The organism is Agathobaculum sp. (assembly GCF_022775115.1).
Classification (GTDB): Bacteria; Bacillota; Clostridia; order Oscillospirales; family Butyricicoccaceae; genus Agathobaculum.
The window spans coordinates 1-17,981 of sequence record NZ_JALFLA010000048.1 but is presented as its reverse complement, the minus strand read 5'-3'; the positions used below and the strand labels follow the sequence as shown (position 1 = coordinate 17,981).

Annotated in this window: 15 protein-coding genes; 9 read left to right on the top strand and 6 right to left on the bottom strand. The window is 61.6% G+C overall.

What is annotated here, in order from left to right; translation table 11 throughout:
- From MR935_RS06095 to MR935_RS06080, 4 genes are all read left to right on the top strand, one after another.
- Positions 1-1,341, top strand: a 1,341-nt coding sequence (locus MR935_RS06095; RefSeq protein WP_290571968.1) for an aminotransferase class I/II-fold pyridoxal phosphate-dependent enzyme, incomplete at its 5' end; no start/stop codon positions are given.
- Positions 1,342-1,364: 23 nt separating this feature from the next.
- Positions 1,365-1,691: a cyclic-di-AMP receptor gene (locus MR935_RS06090; RefSeq protein ID WP_290571966.1), complete on the top strand. Its 327-nt coding sequence runs from the start codon at positions 1,365-1,367 to the stop codon at positions 1,689-1,691.
- On the top strand, positions 1,688-2,566 hold the full coding sequence (locus MR935_RS06085) for a hypothetical protein (protein ID WP_290571964.1): 879 nt from the start codon (positions 1,688-1,690) through the stop codon (positions 2,564-2,566). The genes MR935_RS06090 and MR935_RS06085 overlap by 4 nt, the downstream gene beginning before the upstream one ends.
- Before the next feature lie 52 nt (positions 2,567-2,618).
- Positions 2,619-3,686 carry a PSP1 domain-containing protein gene (locus tag MR935_RS06080; RefSeq protein WP_290571962.1) on the top strand — a complete coding sequence of 356 codons (1,068 nt, stop codon included), beginning with the start codon at positions 2,619-2,621 and terminating at the stop codon, positions 3,684-3,686.
- Between the two features lie 58 nt (positions 3,687-3,744).
- On the opposite strand, the gene MR935_RS06075 is transcribed toward MR935_RS06080, so the two are convergent.
- Positions 3,745-5,472 carry a phospho-sugar mutase gene (locus MR935_RS06075; RefSeq protein ID WP_290571960.1) on the bottom strand — a complete coding sequence of 576 codons (1,728 nt, stop codon included), beginning with the start codon at positions 5,470-5,472 and terminating at the stop codon, positions 3,745-3,747.
- A gap of 303 nt (positions 5,473-5,775) precedes the next feature.
- On the opposite strand from MR935_RS06075, the gene licT reads away from it, so the two are divergent.
- Positions 5,776-6,612 (top strand): BglG family transcription antiterminator LicT, encoded by an 837-nt coding sequence (gene licT / locus MR935_RS06070; RefSeq protein ID WP_290571958.1) that lies wholly within the window; start codon positions 5,776-5,778, stop codon positions 6,610-6,612.
- 191 nt (positions 6,613-6,803) lie between these two features.
- Positions 6,804-9,098 (top strand): WG repeat-containing protein, encoded by a 2,295-nt coding sequence (locus tag MR935_RS06065; RefSeq protein WP_290571956.1) that lies wholly within the window; start codon positions 6,804-6,806, stop codon positions 9,096-9,098.
- Positions 9,099-9,270: 172 nt separating this feature from the next.
- On the opposite strand, the gene MR935_RS06060 is transcribed toward MR935_RS06065, so the two are convergent.
- The 4 genes from MR935_RS06060 to MR935_RS06045 form a co-directional block, all read right to left on the bottom strand.
- Positions 9,271-10,191 (bottom strand): sugar phosphate isomerase/epimerase family protein, encoded by a 921-nt coding sequence (locus MR935_RS06060; protein ID WP_290571954.1) that lies wholly within the window; start codon positions 10,189-10,191, stop codon positions 9,271-9,273.
- A gap of 72 nt (positions 10,192-10,263) precedes the next feature.
- Complete coding sequence (locus MR935_RS06055; RefSeq protein ID WP_290571953.1) at positions 10,264-11,445, bottom strand: Gfo/Idh/MocA family protein; 1,182 nt, start codon at positions 11,443-11,445, stop codon at positions 10,264-10,266.
- A gap of 13 nt (positions 11,446-11,458) precedes the next feature.
- On the bottom strand, positions 11,459-12,391 hold the full coding sequence (locus tag MR935_RS06050) for a sugar phosphate isomerase/epimerase family protein (RefSeq protein ID WP_290571951.1): 933 nt from the start codon (positions 12,389-12,391) through the stop codon (positions 11,459-11,461).
- 85 nt (positions 12,392-12,476) lie between these two features.
- Entirely contained in the window at positions 12,477-13,481 is a 1,005-nt protein-coding gene (locus MR935_RS06045; RefSeq protein ID WP_290571949.1) for a sugar ABC transporter substrate-binding protein, read from the bottom strand.
- 536 nt (positions 13,482-14,017) lie between these two features.
- Here MR935_RS06045 and MR935_RS06040 point away from each other — a divergent pair.
- The 3 genes from MR935_RS06040 to MR935_RS06030 all read left to right on the top strand — a co-directional run bounded on the left by MR935_RS06040 (position 14,018) and on the right by MR935_RS06030 (position 17,142).
- Positions 14,018-15,526: a sugar ABC transporter ATP-binding protein gene (locus MR935_RS06040; RefSeq protein ID WP_290571948.1), complete on the top strand. Its 1,509-nt coding sequence runs from the start codon at positions 14,018-14,020 to the stop codon at positions 15,524-15,526.
- A gap of 24 nt (positions 15,527-15,550) precedes the next feature.
- Complete coding sequence (locus tag MR935_RS06035) at positions 15,551-16,549, top strand: ABC transporter permease subunit (protein ID WP_290571946.1); 999 nt, start codon at positions 15,551-15,553, stop codon at positions 16,547-16,549.
- Between the two features lie 86 nt (positions 16,550-16,635).
- Positions 16,636-17,142 (top strand): hypothetical protein, encoded by a 507-nt coding sequence (locus tag MR935_RS06030; RefSeq protein ID WP_290571944.1) that lies wholly within the window; start codon positions 16,636-16,638, stop codon positions 17,140-17,142.
- Between the two features lie 164 nt (positions 17,143-17,306).
- On the opposite strand, the gene MR935_RS06025 is transcribed toward MR935_RS06030, so the two are convergent.
- Complete coding sequence (locus MR935_RS06025) at positions 17,307-17,477, bottom strand: hypothetical protein (protein ID WP_442863020.1); 171 nt, start codon at positions 17,475-17,477, stop codon at positions 17,307-17,309.
- Between the last annotated feature and the right edge of the window lie 504 nt (positions 17,478-17,981).

The following is a 17,981-nucleotide window of genomic DNA, read 5'->3' as shown; positions in this document are numbered from 1 at the left end:
CAATTGCTCGCCACGGGCGATTCGGCGCGCTTTCACATGCCCGGCCACAAGGGAAGGCCGGTGTTCAACACCTTTGCCGAGGTGTTCTCCATTGATTTTACCGAGACCTACGGCACAGGCAACCTCTATCTGGGCGACGGGCCGATCCGCGACGCTGAGGTGGCCGCCGCGCGCTATTTCGGCGCGGTCGACTGCTTTTTCCTGACCGGCGGCTCGACGCAGGGCATACTGTCCATGCTGGCCGCCGCTGTGGGCGAGGGCGGCAGCGTGCTGCTCGACCGGGGCTGCCACCAATCGGTCTGCCACGCCTGCGCGCTGCTGGACATCACCCCCTATTTTATCGACGCGCCGCTGCTCGAACCGTTCGGCATCGCGGGCGCGCTGCCGGTGGACGAGGCCGGCCGGCAGCTGGCCGCGCACCCGGAGATACGCGCGGTGCTTCTCACCTCGCCGACCTATTACGGCGTGCGCCGCAATATCGAGGCGTTTTCCGTTTTGTGCCGCGCGCACGGCAAAAAGCTGCTGGTGGATGCCGCGCACGGCGCGCACTTCACCGCGCTCGGCCTGCCCACCCCCGTGCTGGAGGGCGCCGACCTTGCCGTGCTCTCCATCCACAAGACGCTGCCCTGCATGGGACAGGGCGCGGTGCTGCTGTGCGGCGAGGGGATCGACCGCCGCTCGCTGCGCGAGCAGACCGTGCTGTTCGGCACGTCCAGCCCGTCCTACCCCATCATGGCCTCGATCGACCTTGCCCGCGCCTATATGGAGGGACCCGGTCGCGCCGCCTACTGCCGCGACGCCGAGAGCTGCGCCGCGCTGCGCCAAATGCTCGCGCAGCACACCTGTTTTACCCCGCTGTCAGTCGAAAATCACGCAATGCTCGACCCCTGCCGCCTGACGGTGTGCACGGCGGGCACGGACATCACCGGCCGCCGGCTGGCCGATATGCTGTGGAGCGAATTCGGCGTGGCCTGCGAGATGGCCGACAGCCGCAACGCCGTGTTCATCCTGACCGGCTCGGACACCGGCGGCACACTGCTCCGCCTGCGCCGGGCGCTGCGCCGCCTGTCCGCACGGCGGCACGAAACGCCGCCGCCCGCGCCCGCCGCGCCCTTCCCGCCCGCCGAACGGGTGATGCCGGTGCGGCAGGCGTGGTTTGCCGAACACACCGCCGTGCCGCTTGCGCGCGCGACCGGGCAGATCTGCGCGCGGCCGGTCACGCCCTATCCGCCCGGCGTGCCGCTGCTGTGGCCGGGCGAGAAAATCACCGGGGCGCACATTGCGCTCCTGCGGGAAAAATGGTACAATGAGGACGGCGATATCCGCGTGGTTATCCGATAACCGTCAAGAGAGGACATGCTGTTATGATGAAAATGGTGCTGGCGATCATCAACTACGATGATGCGCAGGAAGTGATGGACAGCCTGACGCAGGCCGGCTTTTCGATCACCAAGCTGGCGACGACCGGCGGCTTTCTCAAGGCCGGTAACGTCACCGTGCTGATCGGTCTGGACGAGCAGCGGCTGGACGAGTGCTTTGCGGTCATCCGCGCGCACTGCTCCTCCCGCACCGAGGCCATCCCGGCCACGACCGAGCCCGAGTTCGGCTTTTTCCCGTCCACACCCGTGCAGATCGCCGTCGGCGGCGCGACCGTGTTCGTGCTCAACGTCGAGCGGTTTGAAAAGCTGTGAGCGCGTTTGACCGCCTGCCCGGCGGCGCGGCACTGGGAGCCAGCCTGCAAAACGCGCTGGCCGGCCGCTTCCCGCAGACCGTGCTGCTCACGGGGGAGGACAGCGCGGCGCTTGCCGCGTATGCGTCCGTGCTGGCGGCGGCGCTGCTGTGCGAGGACGGCGGCGCGCGCCCGTGCGGCGTCTGTTCGTCCTGCCGCAAGGCGGCGGCGGGCGTACACCCCGACCTGACCATCATCGACGAGGGCGAAAACGAGCTCAAGGTCGAGCTGGCGCGCCGCATCAAGGCGGAAAACGCCGTCATCCCGAACGACGGCGCGCGCCGCGTGACCGTCATCCACCATGCGCAGAACCTAAACCCCGCCGCGCAGAACGCGCTGCTCAAAGAGCTGGAGGAGCCACCCGCGTTCGCCTTCTTCCTGCTCACGGCCGAGCAGCCCGGTGCGCTTTTGGAGACCGTGCGCTCGCGCTGCATGAAGTTTTCGCTCGAGCCGCCGCGCGCCGCGGCAGATGACGCCGAGAGCACAGCGCTGCTTGCCCCCTATCTGGCGGCGCTCGCCGCCGGGCGGGAGGAGGGGCTGATGCAGGCCGCGCTGGCCATGGAAAAAACGCCGCGCCGCGCGCTTTTGGGCGTGCTGGGCGCGCTGCAAGCCGCGCTGCGGGACGCGGTGTTCGCCGCAAACGCGCTGCCCCAGCCGCCTTTGCTACCCGCGCTGCACGGGCAGACCGCCACGCTCGCCCGCGCCGTACCGGCCGCGCGGCTGCTCAGCGCGTATGACTTTACCGGCGAGCTGGCCGCGCGCGTTTCGCGCAATGCGGCGGCGGCGGCCGTCACCTGCGCGCTGACGAGCGATATGTTCCGCATCTGTTTTTTGTGATAATTCATGCCGTGTACCGCGGCTTTGATCCCACAGTCAGGAGGATAAATTTTTGACCACCATCATCGGAGTCCGTTTCAAATCCAACGGCAAAACCTATTATTTTGACCCGCAGGGCGTTCAGGTGCCTGTGGGTGCGGGCGTGATCGTCGAGACCGCGCGCGGGCTGGAATACGGCGAGTGCGTGCAGGGCAACACCGACCTACCCGACCAGAACGTCGTGCAGCCACTCAAGCGCGTGATACGCATTGCAAACGAAAACGACCTGAAAACCGCCGAGCGCAACAAAAAGCGTGCGGATGAAGCCTATCTCATCTGCAAGCAGAAAATCGAGGAACGCGGGCTGGAAATGAACCTTGTCACCGTCGAATGCACGTTTGACATGAACAAGATGCTGTTCTATTTCACTGCGGACGGCCGCGTCGATTTCCGTGACCTGGTCAAGGATCTGGCGGGCGTGTTCCGCACCCGCATCGAGCTGCGCCAAATCGGCGTGCGCGACGAGGCCAAGATGATCGGCGGGCTGGGCGCTTGCGGACGTGAGCTGTGCTGCTCCTCCTATCTGGAGGATTTCCATCCCGTTTCCATCAACATGGCCAAGGACCAGAACCTGTCGCTCAATCCGGCCAAGATATCGGGCACCTGCGGCCGCCTGATGTGCTGCCTGAAATACGAGCACGAGGCCTACGCCGAGCTGCAAAAGGTCACGCCGCGGCAGGGCAGCGTGGTGGACACACCGGACGGGCGCGGCAAGGTCATCTCGACCCAGATGCTGCGCGGCACCTGCAAGGTGCAGCTCGACGACAGCCCCGACCACCAGCTGACCGAGTTCCGCTGCGCGGACTGCTGTCAGGTCAAGGGCGTGTGCCGCAACCGGCAGAATCAGGCCGCGCTGGCCGAGGAGCGCCGCCGCCGCGAGGAGGAGCAGCAGGCCGGCGAGCCTGCGCCGCACACTACGCGCGCAAACAAGCCCCGACAGGACAAGCAGCCGCCCGCCGATGAGCCGGACGTGCAGGAGCACGCGCCGCTTACCGACGAGACCGACGCCGCACCGCGCCGCCGCCGTCGCCGGGGCGGCCGCCGCCGCCACAAGCCCGCGGAGAGCGAGGTCGGGGAATAAGATGAGCAAAAAAAGTCAGGCTTACGCCTGACTTTTTTATTTTACTCGCGCTTTTGTGTTACTTGACGATCTCCCGCGCGGCACTGACCAGCGCGTCCACCTTGGCGGCGGCATCGGCCTTGCTCTCTCCCTTGGCCATGATATACACCTTGACCTTAGGCTCGGTACCGGACGGACGGATGATAAACGACGTGCCGCCCGCCAGCTCGTAGTACATGACGTTCTGGCCGGAAAGCTCCATCTGCTCGGCCTTTCCGTCCGCCATGCAGGTGCGGGTGCCCGGCATATAATCGCGGGTATAGTCCACCTTGTGCCCGCCGATCTCGGTCAGCGGCCGGTCGCGCAGCGCCTGCATCAGCTCCTGCATACGGGTCAGGCCGGACACACCGGGCATGGTGATCTGTATGGTGTGCTCGCAGTAATAGCCGTACTTTTCGTACAGCTCTTCCATCGCGTCAAACAGCGTCTTGCCCTGCGTGCGGTAATAGGCCGCCATCTCGGCAATCAGCATCGAGGCGGTCACGGCGTCCTTATCGCGCGCGTAATCGCCCGCCAGATAGCCGTAGGACTCCTCATATGCGAACAGGTACTGGTGTGAGCCGCTAGTCTCGAGCTGCTTGATCTTTTCGGCAAGGAACTTAAAGCCGGTGAAGGTATCAAAGCAGGCCACGCCGTTTTTCTCGGCCGCCGCGCGCGCCATTTCGGTCGTCACGATGCTCTTGAGCACCGCCGGATGCGCGGGCATGGTGCCCGTCAGCTTGCGGGCGGTGATGATATAGTCGATCAGCAGCACGCCCACCTGATTGCCCGACAGCGTGACATACTCGCCGCTCTTGTCCTTGAGCACGATGCCGGTGCGGTCGGCGTCAGGGTCGGTGCCGATGATGAGGTCAACGCCGTTCTGCTTGGCCAGCTCGATGGCGAGTGTAAAGCCCTCCTTATACTCCGGGTTGGGGTTTTTGACGGTCGGGAAGTCGCCGTCTATCTTCATCTGCTCGGGCTCGCACAGGATGTGCTTGTAGCCCAGACGGCGAAGTATCTCGGGCACAAGACGGTAGCCCGCGCCGTGGAAGGGCGTGTAGACCAGCTTAAACTCGTCCGCCACCTGCTTAACGCACTCCGGGTTGACCGAAACCTTGATGACCTCGCTGAGATAGGCCTCGTCGGTCTCGGCCGAGAGGATGCGGATCATGCCGCTTTGAAGGGAAGCGTCATAATCGGCGTATTTGACCCCGGCGAAGATATCGGTCGCAGCCATCTCCTTGGCGACGACGTCGGCCTCCTTCGGCGGCAGCTGCGCACCGTCCTCCCAATACACCTTGTAGCCGTTGTATTCCTTGGGGTTGTGCGAGGCGGTCACGTTGATGCCCGCGATGCAGCCGTAATGGCGGATCGCAAAGGACAGCTCGGGCGTCGGGCGCAGCTCGTCAAACAGCAGCGCCTTGATGCCGTTGGCCGCGAGGATGCAGGCCGACTGTCTGGCAAACTCGGGCGAGAAATGGCGGCTGTCATAGCCGATGGCAACGCCGCGCTCCATCGCGGCCTGTCCGCTTGAGACGATCAGGTTGGCGATGCCCTGCGCGGCCTGCCCGACCGTAAAGCGGTTCATGCGGTTCAGGCCAACGCCCAGCACGCCCCGCAGGCCGGCCGTGCCGAACGACAGCGGCGCGAAAAACCGGCTTTCGATCTCCTCTTCATTTCCTTCGACTGCCTGCAGCTCGGCGCGCTCCGCGTCGGTCAGCGCGGGCTGCGCCAGCCATTTTTTGTATTCCGACATATAATCCATTGGTATCACCTCATGCTGATAGTTGACGCCGGCGGTCCGTGCAAAGCCATCCGTAGCCACTATCTAAATTATACAATACCTGCCTGTCAATGCAAGAGGTTTTGCGCGAATTCGTAAATACTGCCCGATTGCACAGTGCATATGCATAAATAATGCAGCCACATTTTATGCACCCTGCCTTGATTTGAGCCAAATACGCACAGCGGGCGCGTCCTCCCGTCCCCGGCGTTGACCCCGCACGCGGCGCGTGCTATAATATCCGCGTATAAGCTGCAGCGCGGCTGGCAAGGGGAGGAAGCGGTCATGCGCATCCATAAAATACTCAACAACAACGTCATCGTCGCGCTGGGCGACAACGGCGCGGAGACCGTGCTGATGGGGCGCGGGCTGGGCTTTGGCCGCAAGGCGGGCGACGCCGTGCCCGCCGACCGGATCGAAAAGCGCTTTACGCTGCACTCCGACCGGCTGCTGGGCAAATTTGAGCAGCTGCTCGCCAGCATCCCCTTGCAGCACTTTCTGCTCAGCGAGCGCATTATCGAGCAGGCCAAGGCCGCCTGCGGCCTTGCGCTGTCGGACAGCATCTACGTCACCCTGCCCGACCATATCTCGGCCGCGATCGAGCGCTATCAGCAGGGCATCCGCCTGCCTAACCCGCTGCTGTGGGACATCCGCCAGTTTTACCGGGACGAGTTTGCGGCCGGCCTCAAGGCCAACGAGCTGATACGGGAGGAAACCGGCATCGCCTTTGACGAGGAGGAGGCCGGCTTTATCGCCATGCACTTTGTCAACGCGCAGGTCGGCGGCGAGGTCTGCGAGGTGTACGACATGACCTGTCTGATACAGGAGGTCTTCCGCCTTGTGCAGGAGCGCTTCGACTGTGAGCCTGACCGCGATTCGACCGACTTTTACCGCTTTATCACCCACCTGAAGTTTTTCGCGCGCCGCATCGCCGCCGGTGAGCCGTATGGCGACGAGGACGCCGATCTGCTGGCCGCCGCGCGCCGCAAATATCCCAAGGCGCACGCCTGCGCGCGTGCGGTGTGCGCCTATGTCCGCCGTGAGCGGGACTTTGACCCCGGGCAGAATGAGCTGCTGTACCTGACGCTGCATATCGCCCGCGTCACCGGGCGGGCGGGGTGAAAGCGCCGCAGGATAGGCCGCGCTGCAACAAGGCTGTAATATTGCATCCGGTGTGTCACGATTGTTACACTTCCTTCCATCCTATTGTGAGAAACAGGCGGGCGGGCTATAATTTAACTGGGACAGCAGTAGGCGGACGCCTCCGCCCTGCAAGCCCGGCAAACTGCTCTGTATCCAAGGATGGAACAATTATGTATCGAAAGCTGCTTTCCGCCATATTCGCCGTGTGCGCGCTGACCATCGGTGCGGCCGCGGCGCAAAACGCCTTTCCCGTCTCCCGCACCGATATCGACGGCGTGACCCGCTCGGGCTATCTGGACGAGGACGGCACGACTGTGCTGCCCTTTGCCTATGCGCAGGCGGGCGAATTTGCCGCCTGCGGCCTTGCCGCCGTTGAGGATGAACGGTGGCAAACCGCGCTGATCGACCGCAGCGGCAGGCTGGTCGTGCCATACACGGCTTCGCCCGTCTCGGTCGAATTTTCCGAGGACATGGCCGTCTACCGCTATGCCGACCACAGCGTGTATTACACGACCGAGGGCGAAACCGTCGGCTCTTACCCGGGCGCGGTCGGCTTTTTCGGAGACGGTCTGCTGCTGTGCAAGGATGCGCAGACCGGCCTGTATACCTATGTGACCGCGGAGGGCGTGCCCGCCTTTGCCGGCGCGTTCCGCGAGGCCGGGGCGTTTTCGGGCGGACGGGCTCTTGTGCGCGCGGTAAGCGGCGCATATTTCGTCATCGACACCGCCGGCCAGACGCTGTACACGCTGGAAAGCAGCGTCGCCCCGGCCTATATGACCATCTTCGGCACGGATACCGTCGTGCTGTCCAACGGCACCAACATGGCGCTGTATTCACTCTCGCGCGGGGCGTATCTGACCGAGTTCATCTACAACAGCATTTCGCCCTTCCACGACGGCGTGGCCATGGTGCGCCAGGTCAACCGCTGGGGACTGATGGATACAAGCGGCAAATATCTGACCGAGCCGGTCTACTACTACCTCTCGTACATGGGTGAGGGGCTGTATGCCGCGCGCGGGCAGGACGGCTCGTGCGCCGCGGTCGATGCCGACGGCAGCGTCATCTACCGCACGCCCAGCTTCGCCGGCGGGTTTACCGAGCTGAAATACGGCCTTTCGTGGCACGGTACAGCCGACGGCAGCCTGATCTTCTTCCGCCGCAACGGCGGCTACTTCGCCAGCCTGAAAAACGCCGAAAACCCGACGCTGCTGAGCGAAAACGTCGTGCGCGTGACGCAGGACGGCACGACCAAATACATCAACCTTTCCGATGAAAAAACGCTCTTTACCCAGCCGACCTCGTTCGCGCTGGGCGGCGGCGTGACGGTGAGCACCGTGCATTACGAAAAATTCCTCGGCTATCAGGCCGATGGCAGCGAATACGGCTGGAATGTCGATTTTCCCGCGGTCAGCGGCCTGCCAGACGCGGCCGTGCAGCGCGAGATCAACGACGCCATCCGCGCGTTCTTCCTCAAGGGTCCCTCGGTCTCGGCTGAGTATGAGGCGCTCGAGGGCGGCTACGGCGCATCGCTCGAAGGCTCGGTGCTGGTCGTGTGGGCAAGCTGCGTCAGCGGCCGGGGCGCGGGCGCGTCGGTGTGGAACAACTGCCTTGCCTTTGATTTGCGCACCGGCGCGCGCTATCAGGTGGGTGACCTGTTCCGCGGCAACTATACCGACCGCGTTCGCGCGCTTTTGCCCGCCGAGCGCCCGATGTACCTGTACAGCTTTCCGCGCCTCAGTGCGCAGGGCGTGACCTATTTCTACAACGAGTACGAGAGCGAGACCCGCCGCGCCTACACCGAGAGCTATCTGCTGCCGTTTGAGCAGCTTAGCGACCTGCTGGACACCGACGGCGCGTGTTACCTTGCGCTGCACACGCCCTTCGCCCAACCGGACGCCGCGGCTGCCCCAGCTGCTCCGCCTGTCTTTTCCGACGTGCCCGACACCCATTGGGCGGCGGCGTACATCGGTCAGGCGGCCGAGCGCGGCCTGATGCAAGGCGCGGGCGGCAAGTTCCGCCCGTCGGACAGCATCACCGCCGCCGAGGTCTGCGCCGCCATCGCGCGCGGCTTGGCGCTTGCTGCACCGGATACCGTGATGACGGGCATCGAGCCGGACGCATGGTACGCGGGCGAGGTCAGCGCGGTGGATGCCGCCGGGCTGCTGGCCGGGCTTGACGGTCTCCGGCTCGCCGCGCCCATAAGCCGCGCGGACGCGATGCAGCTGTTTGCCAACGTGCTGGTATCGCAGGGGCGGCGGCTGCCGTCCGCCGCCGAGGCGGACGCCGCGCTGGCTGCCTTCTCCGACCAGGCGCAGCTATCGCCCGCGCGCCGCGCCGCCGCCGGGCTGTGCGTGCAGGCCGGGCTGATACAGGGCGCGGGCGGCAGGCTCAACCCGCAAGGGTATTTCACCCGCGCGGAGTTCAGCAAGCTGCTCATGTTGATCTGCGAGGATGAGACAGCCTAAAACCGCATATGTATCACCCCCGACAGGCGCTGCCCGCCGGGGGTTTTTGCTGCCGCGCGGACGGCAAAGCGCCCGGCCGATCCCCGGCCGGGCGTTTGTCAAAGAGAGAGATCACGGCAGCGCGGGGGCCAATCGGCACATCGGCTTCCCTCTGCTGCATCGGTTTGTGCGTTTATTTACCCAGCAGCTCCCGCTCGATGCGCTCGCGGGCGGCGGGCGCCTGTTCCTCCATCTTTTCGGGGAAGCCGAACATGGATACGCAGGCGATACTATCCCCGCCGACCTTGGGGGCGTTGGGCGCAAGCTGCCTGTTTGCGAAATCCATTTCCCGCAGCGTTTCAAAAATGCCGGGGAAGTCCACATCGCCCTCGCCCATCATCAGGTGCTGGTGGATGGTGACATCGGCCTTGCCGCGGCCGTTGAGCCAAGGGGGATTGGCGATATAGCGGCAATCCAGCGTCTGGTTAAAGGTATCGGCAAAGAGAACATGCGTCAGCTCCTCCCCGGCATATTGGAGCATGGCGCGCACGTTGCCCTTGCCCTGATCGTAGAAAAAGCCGTGGGGCGAGGAATAAACATAGCCCAAGTGCTTGGAGCGGAAGGACTTGACCATATCGCAGGTCTCGTTGTTCAGCTCGCAGAAATCATAGGGATGGGACTGTATCTCGACGCGCAGTCCCTCGCGCTCGATGATGGGCAGCAGCTCCTCCATCGAGCGGAACCACATGCCGTTGCACAGCTCGGCCTGATTGGGGTCGCCGGACAGCTCGGTGTTGATGACGGGTACGCCCATATCGACAGCGATCTCGATCATACGCTTCCAGTTGGCAACAGCCATCCGGCGCTGCTCCTCGGTCGGGCCCGACCAGCGGTAGACCACGATGAAGGACGATATCTCCACGCCGGTTTCCCGCAGCGCGCGGCGGTACTCCTGCTCGCACTCCTTGGAGAACAGCGGGTGCTTATAAAAGGGGTTGATGCGGGGATGCGGGGACTGCTCAATGTACTTGTAGCCCCAGTCGGCCACCTTATGTACCATATCGGTGATGGACATCTGCTTGGCCAGCACGTCCACGTCAAATGCAATCTTCATATGTAATGCCTCCTTATTGCTGCTTCAAAATGATGGACTGTCCCGCGGCTTTTACGCGGGCGGTTTCTGTCGTTACGCGTCAAACCTGACCCAAACCGAACCGCTATCGGCCGATTCCACACATTTTTCGATCCATCTGACACCCTGCGCCCCGGCCTTGACATCGGGATACCAGAAATCACCATACTCGCTCCTGTCCGCGCCCGTCATGGCCAGCGCAAAGCGGCGGTACAGGTTCGACCACGCCTCAAACAGCCCCTCTGCATGGCCGCCGCCGATGCGGTCCTCGATGCGCGCCTCGTCATACAGGTAGCCCGCGCCGCGCTCGAGGATGCGGACCGGCTCGCCCTCGACCTCGTAGCTCATCTGGTTGGGGCGCTCGTCGTCCCACTCGATCGAGGCCTTGGAGCCGACCACGCGGATTTTATGGTAATGGCGCGCGCCGCAGTTGATCGAGCTTGCCCAGCAATAGACCTGCGCGCCCGCCTGCACCGAATCGCTGCCCTCCAGCTCCATGATGACAAAGGCGTTGTCCTCCAGCTGCCGCCCCTCGACAAAGGCCCGCTTAGTGCACAGCAGCTTGCCGATGCGCATATCGGGTATCATAGTCTCGATAATGAACAGCGGGTGCGTGCCCACATCGCCCAGCGCAAACGAGGGGCCTGCCTTGGCCGGGTCAAAGCGCCACTTGGCCGACGGCACGGTGTCCTCGATCCGCTCGTTGTAGCCACCGAAGGCAAAGCTCATGTTGATGACCCGAATCTGCCCCAAATCGCCGTTTTTGATCATCTGCCGCGCCTGCTCGATCATCTGATGGCCGGCGTAGCCGTAGGTCACGCCCACGACTCGGTTTTTCTCCTTGGCGAGCGCAGCCAGCTCGTCGGCCTGCGCCGCGGTAAAGCACAGCGGCTTTTCACAAACGACGTGCAGCCCGGCCTCCAGCGCGGCCTTGCACACCGCATAGTGCATATTGTTGGGCGTTGCGATCGTCACCGCCTCGATGCCGTCCGGCCGCCGGCTCTCCTCGGCGAACATGGTCTGGTAGTCCGGGTAGCACCGCTCAGGCGAGACATGCAGCAGCTCACCAAAGGCCTTGCCCCGCGCGGGGTCTATATCAAACGCGCCCGCGACGAGCGCGAAATTAAAATCGCGCAGAGCCGCCGAGCGGTGGATATAGCCGATCTGGCTGCCGTTGCCGCCGCCGACCATCGCCCAGCGGATCGGGTTTTCTATTTTTCTGTCGCCACAATACATGATGATAGCCTCCTCAAATTTGATAGCCCACCGATTTCAGATAATCGACGCTGGCCTTGACGTCACGCAGGCTGGTTTCGACATTGCGCGGGTCGCGCTCCTGCTCGATGGTGATGTAGCCAGCGTAGCCGATCTCGTCCAGCGTTTTGCGGATGGCCGGGTAGTCCAGCGCGCCCGTGCCGATCGGGCACATCGCGCCCTTGCCGCAGCCGTCGAAAAAGCGGATATGCTCGCCCAGCACCTGCCGGTAAACCGCTTGGTCCACATCCTTAAAATGGACATAATCCAGCCGGTCGGCGTACTTTTTCAGGTAGGCTGTCGGCTCCATGCCGGAATAATACAAATGCCCCGTATCCAGACAAAGCCCTGCCGTCTCATAGGGGATATCGCGCACGACCTGCTCGATTTCGTCGGCAAATTCGATATAGCTGCCCGCGTGGGGGTGGATGACCGCGCGCACGCCCCAATGCTTTGCGCGCTCGCACACCGCGCGGACGTGGCCGATAAACTGCGCCCACGCATCCGGTGACAGGCGCGGCGCACGGTCGGCATGCCCGGCGGCAAAATCCCGCTCGTCGTGTCCCCAATCCATGACGGTCAGATAGGGCGTGGCAAACTTCTGCCCCTCGTGCACCGGCAGGGCGGGCAGGCGGGGATCGGTGATCAGCTGGCAGATATCATCCACCGCGCGCAGCACGGACGGCTGGTTTGCCGGGTCGAGCAGATCATGGAAGATCGTTCCCGCCACGAGCGCAAGGCCGTTTTTTTCAAGCTCCTCGGAAACGACCCGCGCGTCGATGGGCAGATAGCCGTAAGGCCCCAGCTCGATCGCCCGGTAGCCCGCCTGACCGGCCTCCTTGAGCACGCGCTGCCACGGCGGCAGGTAAGGGTTTTTCGGGTCGTCCACACCCCAGCAGCAGGGTGCGCCGCAGATATTCATATTCATTAGAGGCTTCTCCTTTCGGCCATTGCCAGTCAAAGTAGCTGGGAGCGGAGCGAAAACCGCCCCGCTCCCCCAAGCGCAAGCGCGCTTATTTGATAAACTCGTCGACGTTGTCGCGCGTCACCAGCTGCGGCCGGATGTTATAGTAGTTGTCCACAAGGCCGTCTACCGGCGTGCCGTTGAGCAGGCCGAGCGCGCAGAGGATGGTGCCCTCGCCCTGTGCGACCGGGTCTTGGAAGACCGAGCAGGCCATGGTGCCCTCCTTGACGGCCGCGCAGCCGACATCGGTCGCGTCAATGCCGACCACCGGGCAGATGATCTGCTTATCTCCGCTCGTCTGCATGGCCTCGATCACGCCCAGCGCCATCTCATCGTTATTGCAGATGACCGCGTCGTACACATCGCCTGTGTTCATCATCTGGCTGAACAGGTCCATTGCCTTCATACGGTCCCACATGGCCGTGTTTTCCACATAGGTGGCGTTGATGCCGTTGGCGGCCAGCGCATCCTTGGCCGACTGGGTGCGCTTGGTCACGTTATCCAGCCCCAGCTCGCCCATGAAGATGGCGATATTGACGTCAGTCTTGCCCTCGCTTTTGAAGATGTTGGCCAGATAGTTGCCCTGCTCCGTGCCGTACAGCGTCTCGTCCGTGCCGACATAGACGACCTTGCCGTTCTGCAGAACGTCCAGACTGGGCTGGCGGTTGACAAACACGACCTTCATATCGCCCGCAGCGGCCAGCACATCGGCCGCGGAATCGTTGTTGCACAGACCGACGATGACCGCGTCATAGCCGTCGGCCTCCCACGTCTGCACGTGGGAGATCTGCGTGGAAACATCGCCCGCCGCATCCAGAATGCTGATTTCGATGCCCTCGGCCTCGGCCTTGGCCTGAATGGCCTTTTCCATCGAAGTCTGGAACTGGTCACGCGCAGGCATGGAGTAGCCGACCTTGTAGCCACCGTCGGCCGAGGCCGCGCCGCCATCCTGCGTGGGGGCAGGGGTTTGGGCGTCGCCGCCGCGGCCGCAGCCGGCCAGCGCGCCGGTCGCCAATGTGAGAACCATCAGAAGCGCAATTGATTTTTTCTTCATAGCTTTTCCTCTCCTCATTCTTCTGAAATGCAGGACGGGTGCTTCCCCCGCCTGTTGTGACACCATTATACGGTATCACCCGCCGGTCGTCCTCCACATTGTTGTATGCGTGCGGCCGGGTTTGCCGCTCATTTCCACCAAAGATGCGCGCGCCGCTTTTGTGCATTACACTATCCTGCTTTTTGTCCGCGCGCGGCCATGGCGCGGCAGAACCTGTCCGGCGCCCGAAGCTCTGCCGCCCGCCGGGCTGTTCCTATCCAACCGGCACAAAAAACATTTTCTGAAACCGTCAGCTTTGTACATTTATATAGGAGCGAGCGGCAGCGCGGTGCTGCCGCTCTTTTTTTCGCGCCCGATAAAGCAGGATTGTGAAGTAAACAAAATGCAGGCGGTTTTTTTGTGGATAGTATAGGCGGATACACCAAAACCCCGGCAGGATACTGGAGGACGCCTTGCAAAATACCCCGTATAATGGATGACAACACAGGGGGTGCGGCTTGCCCCCATGCAAACGGAAGTAAGGTTGGAGGTGCGAAGTGAACGAATACATATTGGAAATGACCGACATCGTCAAGGAATTTCCGGGGGTACGGGCGCTCGACGGCGTTGAGCTGCGGCTGCGGCCCGGCAAAGTGCATGGCCTGATGGGTGAAAACGGCGCAGGCAAATCCACGCTGATGAAATGCCTGATCGGCATTTATCACAAAACTTCGGGCAACATTCGCTTCAAGGGACGGGATATCGACTTCAAAAGTCCCATCGAGGCGCTGCAAAACGGCATTTCAATGATCCACCAGGAGCTCAATCCCGTGCTCGAACGCCCGGTCTCGGACAATGTGTGGCTGGGGCGGGAGCCGTACAAGGGCATCCGCATCGACCATCAGAAGATGCGGCGGGATACCATCGAGCTGTTCAAGGAGATGGATCTGAACATCGACCCGGATGAGAAAATGGGCAACCTGACCGTCGCGCAGATGCAAATGGTCGAAATCTGCAAGGCGGTATCCTACCATCCGGATGTGATGATCCTCGACGAGCCGACCTCGTCGCTGACCGAGGGCGAGGTCGTCCATCTGTTTGAGATCATCCGCAAGCTGCGCGCCGAGGGCTGCGCGCTGATCTACATCTCACACAAGATGGACGAGATCTTCCAGATCTGCGATGAGATGACCACGCTGCGCGACGGCCGCTTCGTCGGACACGACCTTGCCGCAGAGACCAACGTCGACGCGCTCATCACCCGCATGGTCGGTCGGGAGGTCACCAACATGTTCCCCAAAACGCCGTGCGAGATCGGCGAGACCATCTTCGAGGTCGAGGGGCTGTGCTCGGGCAAACAGGTGAAAAACGTGTCCTTTTCCCTGCGCAGAGGCGAAATACTCGGGTTTGCCGGACTGGTCGGCGCGGGGCGCACCGAAACAGTCGAGACCATCTTTGGGATACGCCGCCGGGACAGCGGCGTGATCCGCAAGGGCGGCCGGGAGCTGCACATCGCCAGCCCGCGCGACGTCATCCGCGAGCGCATCGCCCTGCTGACCGAGGACCGGCGCGGAAACGGCATCGTGGGCATCCGCTCGATCAAGGACAACACCATTCTGGCCAACCTGCCCGCTTATGGCTTTCCGATCGACCACAAGCGTATCAACGAGGATACGGACAAATATGTCCGCGCGATGAACACCAAAACACCCTCGACCGAGCAGCTTATCATGTATCTGTCCGGCGGAAACCAACAAAAGGTGCTCATCGGCCGCTGGCTGCTGACCGACCCCGATGTGCTGATTATGGACGAGCCGACACGCGGCATCGACGTAGGCGCCAAGGCCGAGATACATACGCTGATCTCCAAGCTGGCCGGCGAGGGCAAGGCCGTTATCCTCATCTCCTCCGAGCTGCCCGAGGTCATGGGCATGTCCGACCGGATCGTTACCATGTACGAGGGCGAGGTGACCGGCGTTGTCGCGCGCGGCAGCGCCGCGTGGAGCGCCGAGCACATCATGGCGCTGTGCCACGGCCAATCCGAAGACACACACAGAAACACCTGAAAAAGAGAAGGGAGCAGCATAACTGTGAATCCGACAAAAGCAAAACGATGGGTCAGCCAAAATTCCATCTGGGTCGTACTGATTTTCATGGTCGTACTGATGACCGTCCTGTCACCCACCTTTCTGACGGCAAAGAACATCGTCAGCGTGCTGACCACCGAATCCATCACCGGCATCCTGACCGTCGGCGTCATGTGGTGCATTCTGTCCAAGGGCATTGACCTGTCGCCCGGTGCGCTGGTCGCGCTGACCGGCGTGGTGACGTCCTCGCTGGCGCAGAAATTCACCTACGGCGCCTCGCGCCTGTTCCCTAACCTGCCGGATATCCCGGTCATCGTCGCCATTGCGGCGGGCTTGGCCGTGGGCACGTTCTTTGGCCTGATCAACGGCCTGCTGATCGCCTATACCAAGATCCCGGCCTTCATCGCAACGCTGGGCACGCAGCTGATTGCGCGGGCGCTGGCGCAGCTTTACACCAACGCCTACCCCATCCCGGAGCTGAAGCCCGCCTTCAAAAACGTAGCGCAGCTTGAGCTGTTCAGCGTTTTCGGCGCATCCGTCACGGTCATCATCGTTATTTTCATCGTGTTTGCTTGTATATCGGGCTTTATGCTCACGCAGACGCGCTTCGGCAAGGCGATCTACGCGATCGGCGGCAACGACCAGGCCGCGCGCGTGGCCGGCATCAACGTGGAAAAGAACATCATCAAGGTTTACACTTGGTGCGCGTTCTGCGCCTCGGTGGGCGGCATACTGCTGGCCGCGCGCTCGGGCGCGGGCAACTCGTCGGTTGGCGTCAATTACGAGCTGGACGCGATCGCTGCGGCCACCGTAGGCGGCACGTCGCACTCCGGCGGCGTGTGCCGCATCTCCGGCGTGATCGCCGGTATCCTCATCATGGGTATCTTGAAAAACGGCATGATGCTGCTCAAGATATCGCCCTATTTACAGCAGGTCTGTAAGGGGCTTATCATCATCGCCGCCGTCGTGTTCGACATGCGGAAAAACGCCAAGAAAAGCTGACGCGATTCATGCGCCCGCTGCACAGTACAACAAAAAAGTCACGCCTCGGGCAGCTGTTCATAAGCAGGTTTTACGAAACAAGAATTATGGCAGTTGCCATGCAGGGGTTGCTGGCAACAAGGGTATGTGCCTCGACAGGTGCATACCCTTTTGTTTTGCATAGAGCAAATAGCAGAAAGAACACAGCTTCTCAGCAGACAAGAGGGCAATGCCCCAAAAGCGGCATTGCCCTCGAAAATATGAAAAGTAGTAAAATCAAAGATTTGCAGAGCGCTTGGCTACCCTATTCCGACACCTTTCAGCAAAACATAACCAAGGCTTCCGGGACAGAATATCGGCGGCTTCAACCGATGGTCGGACTAACTATTGATTATCTTGATGCCGTACAAAAAAGAAATCGTGGCTCGGGGTTGCATGCTATGATTTGTGAGCATCTGGGCTATTCTGCTTATGAAAATAATGGGACATATCCTGACATTGCCAATCAATCGCAGTATTTTTCAATAAAGTGGCTATTTGCAACGGCTAAAGCGAGATTGCAATATCTTCCATCACATCAGGATAGATATCAATCCAATAACGATCCCCGTTGACCACCGCGCCCGTTCCATCAATCCAAAACTGCGGTTGCTCCGACATATCCCTAAAAACAATTTTTCTATGTTTCCAAGCATCCGGATTCTGCGGGACCCAAATTTCGTACCAATTTCTATTTGCTTTTTTACATAATTTCGCTCGTCAAATTGCTCATAATGCTTTAGCAGATATGCTTGAAAGGCGTGATGCCCATGCTGCCGGACTGGTTCGGCGTGTCCACCCCATCGTTCAAGGCAAGGAAGCGGACGTGCCGCTCTGGGAAATAAATCTCGGTGTACCGCCCGCAGAGGATGCATCTGCGCCCCAGCCGGGACAGGTCTTTGACAATCACCGGATTGATTTTTCCCCTTGTATTATAGAGTAGTAGTTATTAAAGCCCCTCTCCAAGGGCTGTGCTACACTGTAAGGGATGCTGTGGATTGGTGTTGTTCTCCTAGGGCTGCCCACAGGCAGCACAGGTGGCAGGTGCAGCACAGGTGGCTGTACCACCGGAGCAGTCTTTCGTTTCCGTGTGACTGCCGTCACGTTTGCAGGTATGGGTGTGGGTTCCGTTGATAAAGGCAGCCGGCCCAGAGAGTCACCAGCCGTTCGCACGCTTTCCGGTTCTGTTATTTTTGCTTGTCCTGTCTGCCAGCGTGTTTTTCATAAAAAGGGGATGAAAATAGGATGGTATCTTCTGCTGTAAGAAAGTATGCTGCTTTATGTTTAATCTGCCTGTGTTCGTCCCTGCTTTTTCTTGGCCTGTATCAGTTCAATAATAAGTACAGTCAGGATACAATCCAGGCGGCAAATGGAATTCTGGTGCTTTCTGAGAGGGAACTGCAACAGTCGCCGC

Coding starts and splice junctions, on each gene's coding strand:
- MR935_RS06045 (WP_290571949.1), bottom strand. CDS start 13,481: ATGAAGAAAAAATCAATTGCGCTTCTGATGGTTCTCACATTGGCGACC.
- MR935_RS06050 (WP_290571951.1), bottom strand. CDS start 12,391: ATGAATATGAATATCTGCGGCGCACCCTGCTGCTGGGGTGTGGACGAC.
- MR935_RS06090 (WP_290571966.1), top strand. CDS start 1,365: ATGATGAAAATGGTGCTGGCGATCATCAACTACGATGATGCGCAGGAA.
- MR935_RS06030 (WP_290571944.1), top strand. CDS start 16,636: ATGGCAGTTGCCATGCAGGGGTTGCTGGCAACAAGGGTATGTGCCTCG.
- licT (WP_290571958.1), top strand. CDS start 5,776: ATGCGCATCCATAAAATACTCAACAACAACGTCATCGTCGCGCTGGGC.
- MR935_RS06060 (WP_290571954.1), bottom strand. CDS start 10,191: ATGAAGATTGCATTTGACGTGGACGTGCTGGCCAAGCAGATGTCCATC.
- MR935_RS06075 (WP_290571960.1), bottom strand. CDS start 5,472: ATGGATTATATGTCGGAATACAAAAAATGGCTGGCGCAGCCCGCGCTG.
- MR935_RS06065 (WP_290571956.1), top strand. CDS start 6,804: ATGTATCGAAAGCTGCTTTCCGCCATATTCGCCGTGTGCGCGCTGACC.
- MR935_RS06055 (WP_290571953.1), bottom strand. CDS start 11,445: ATGTATTGTGGCGACAGAAAAATAGAAAACCCGATCCGCTGGGCGATG.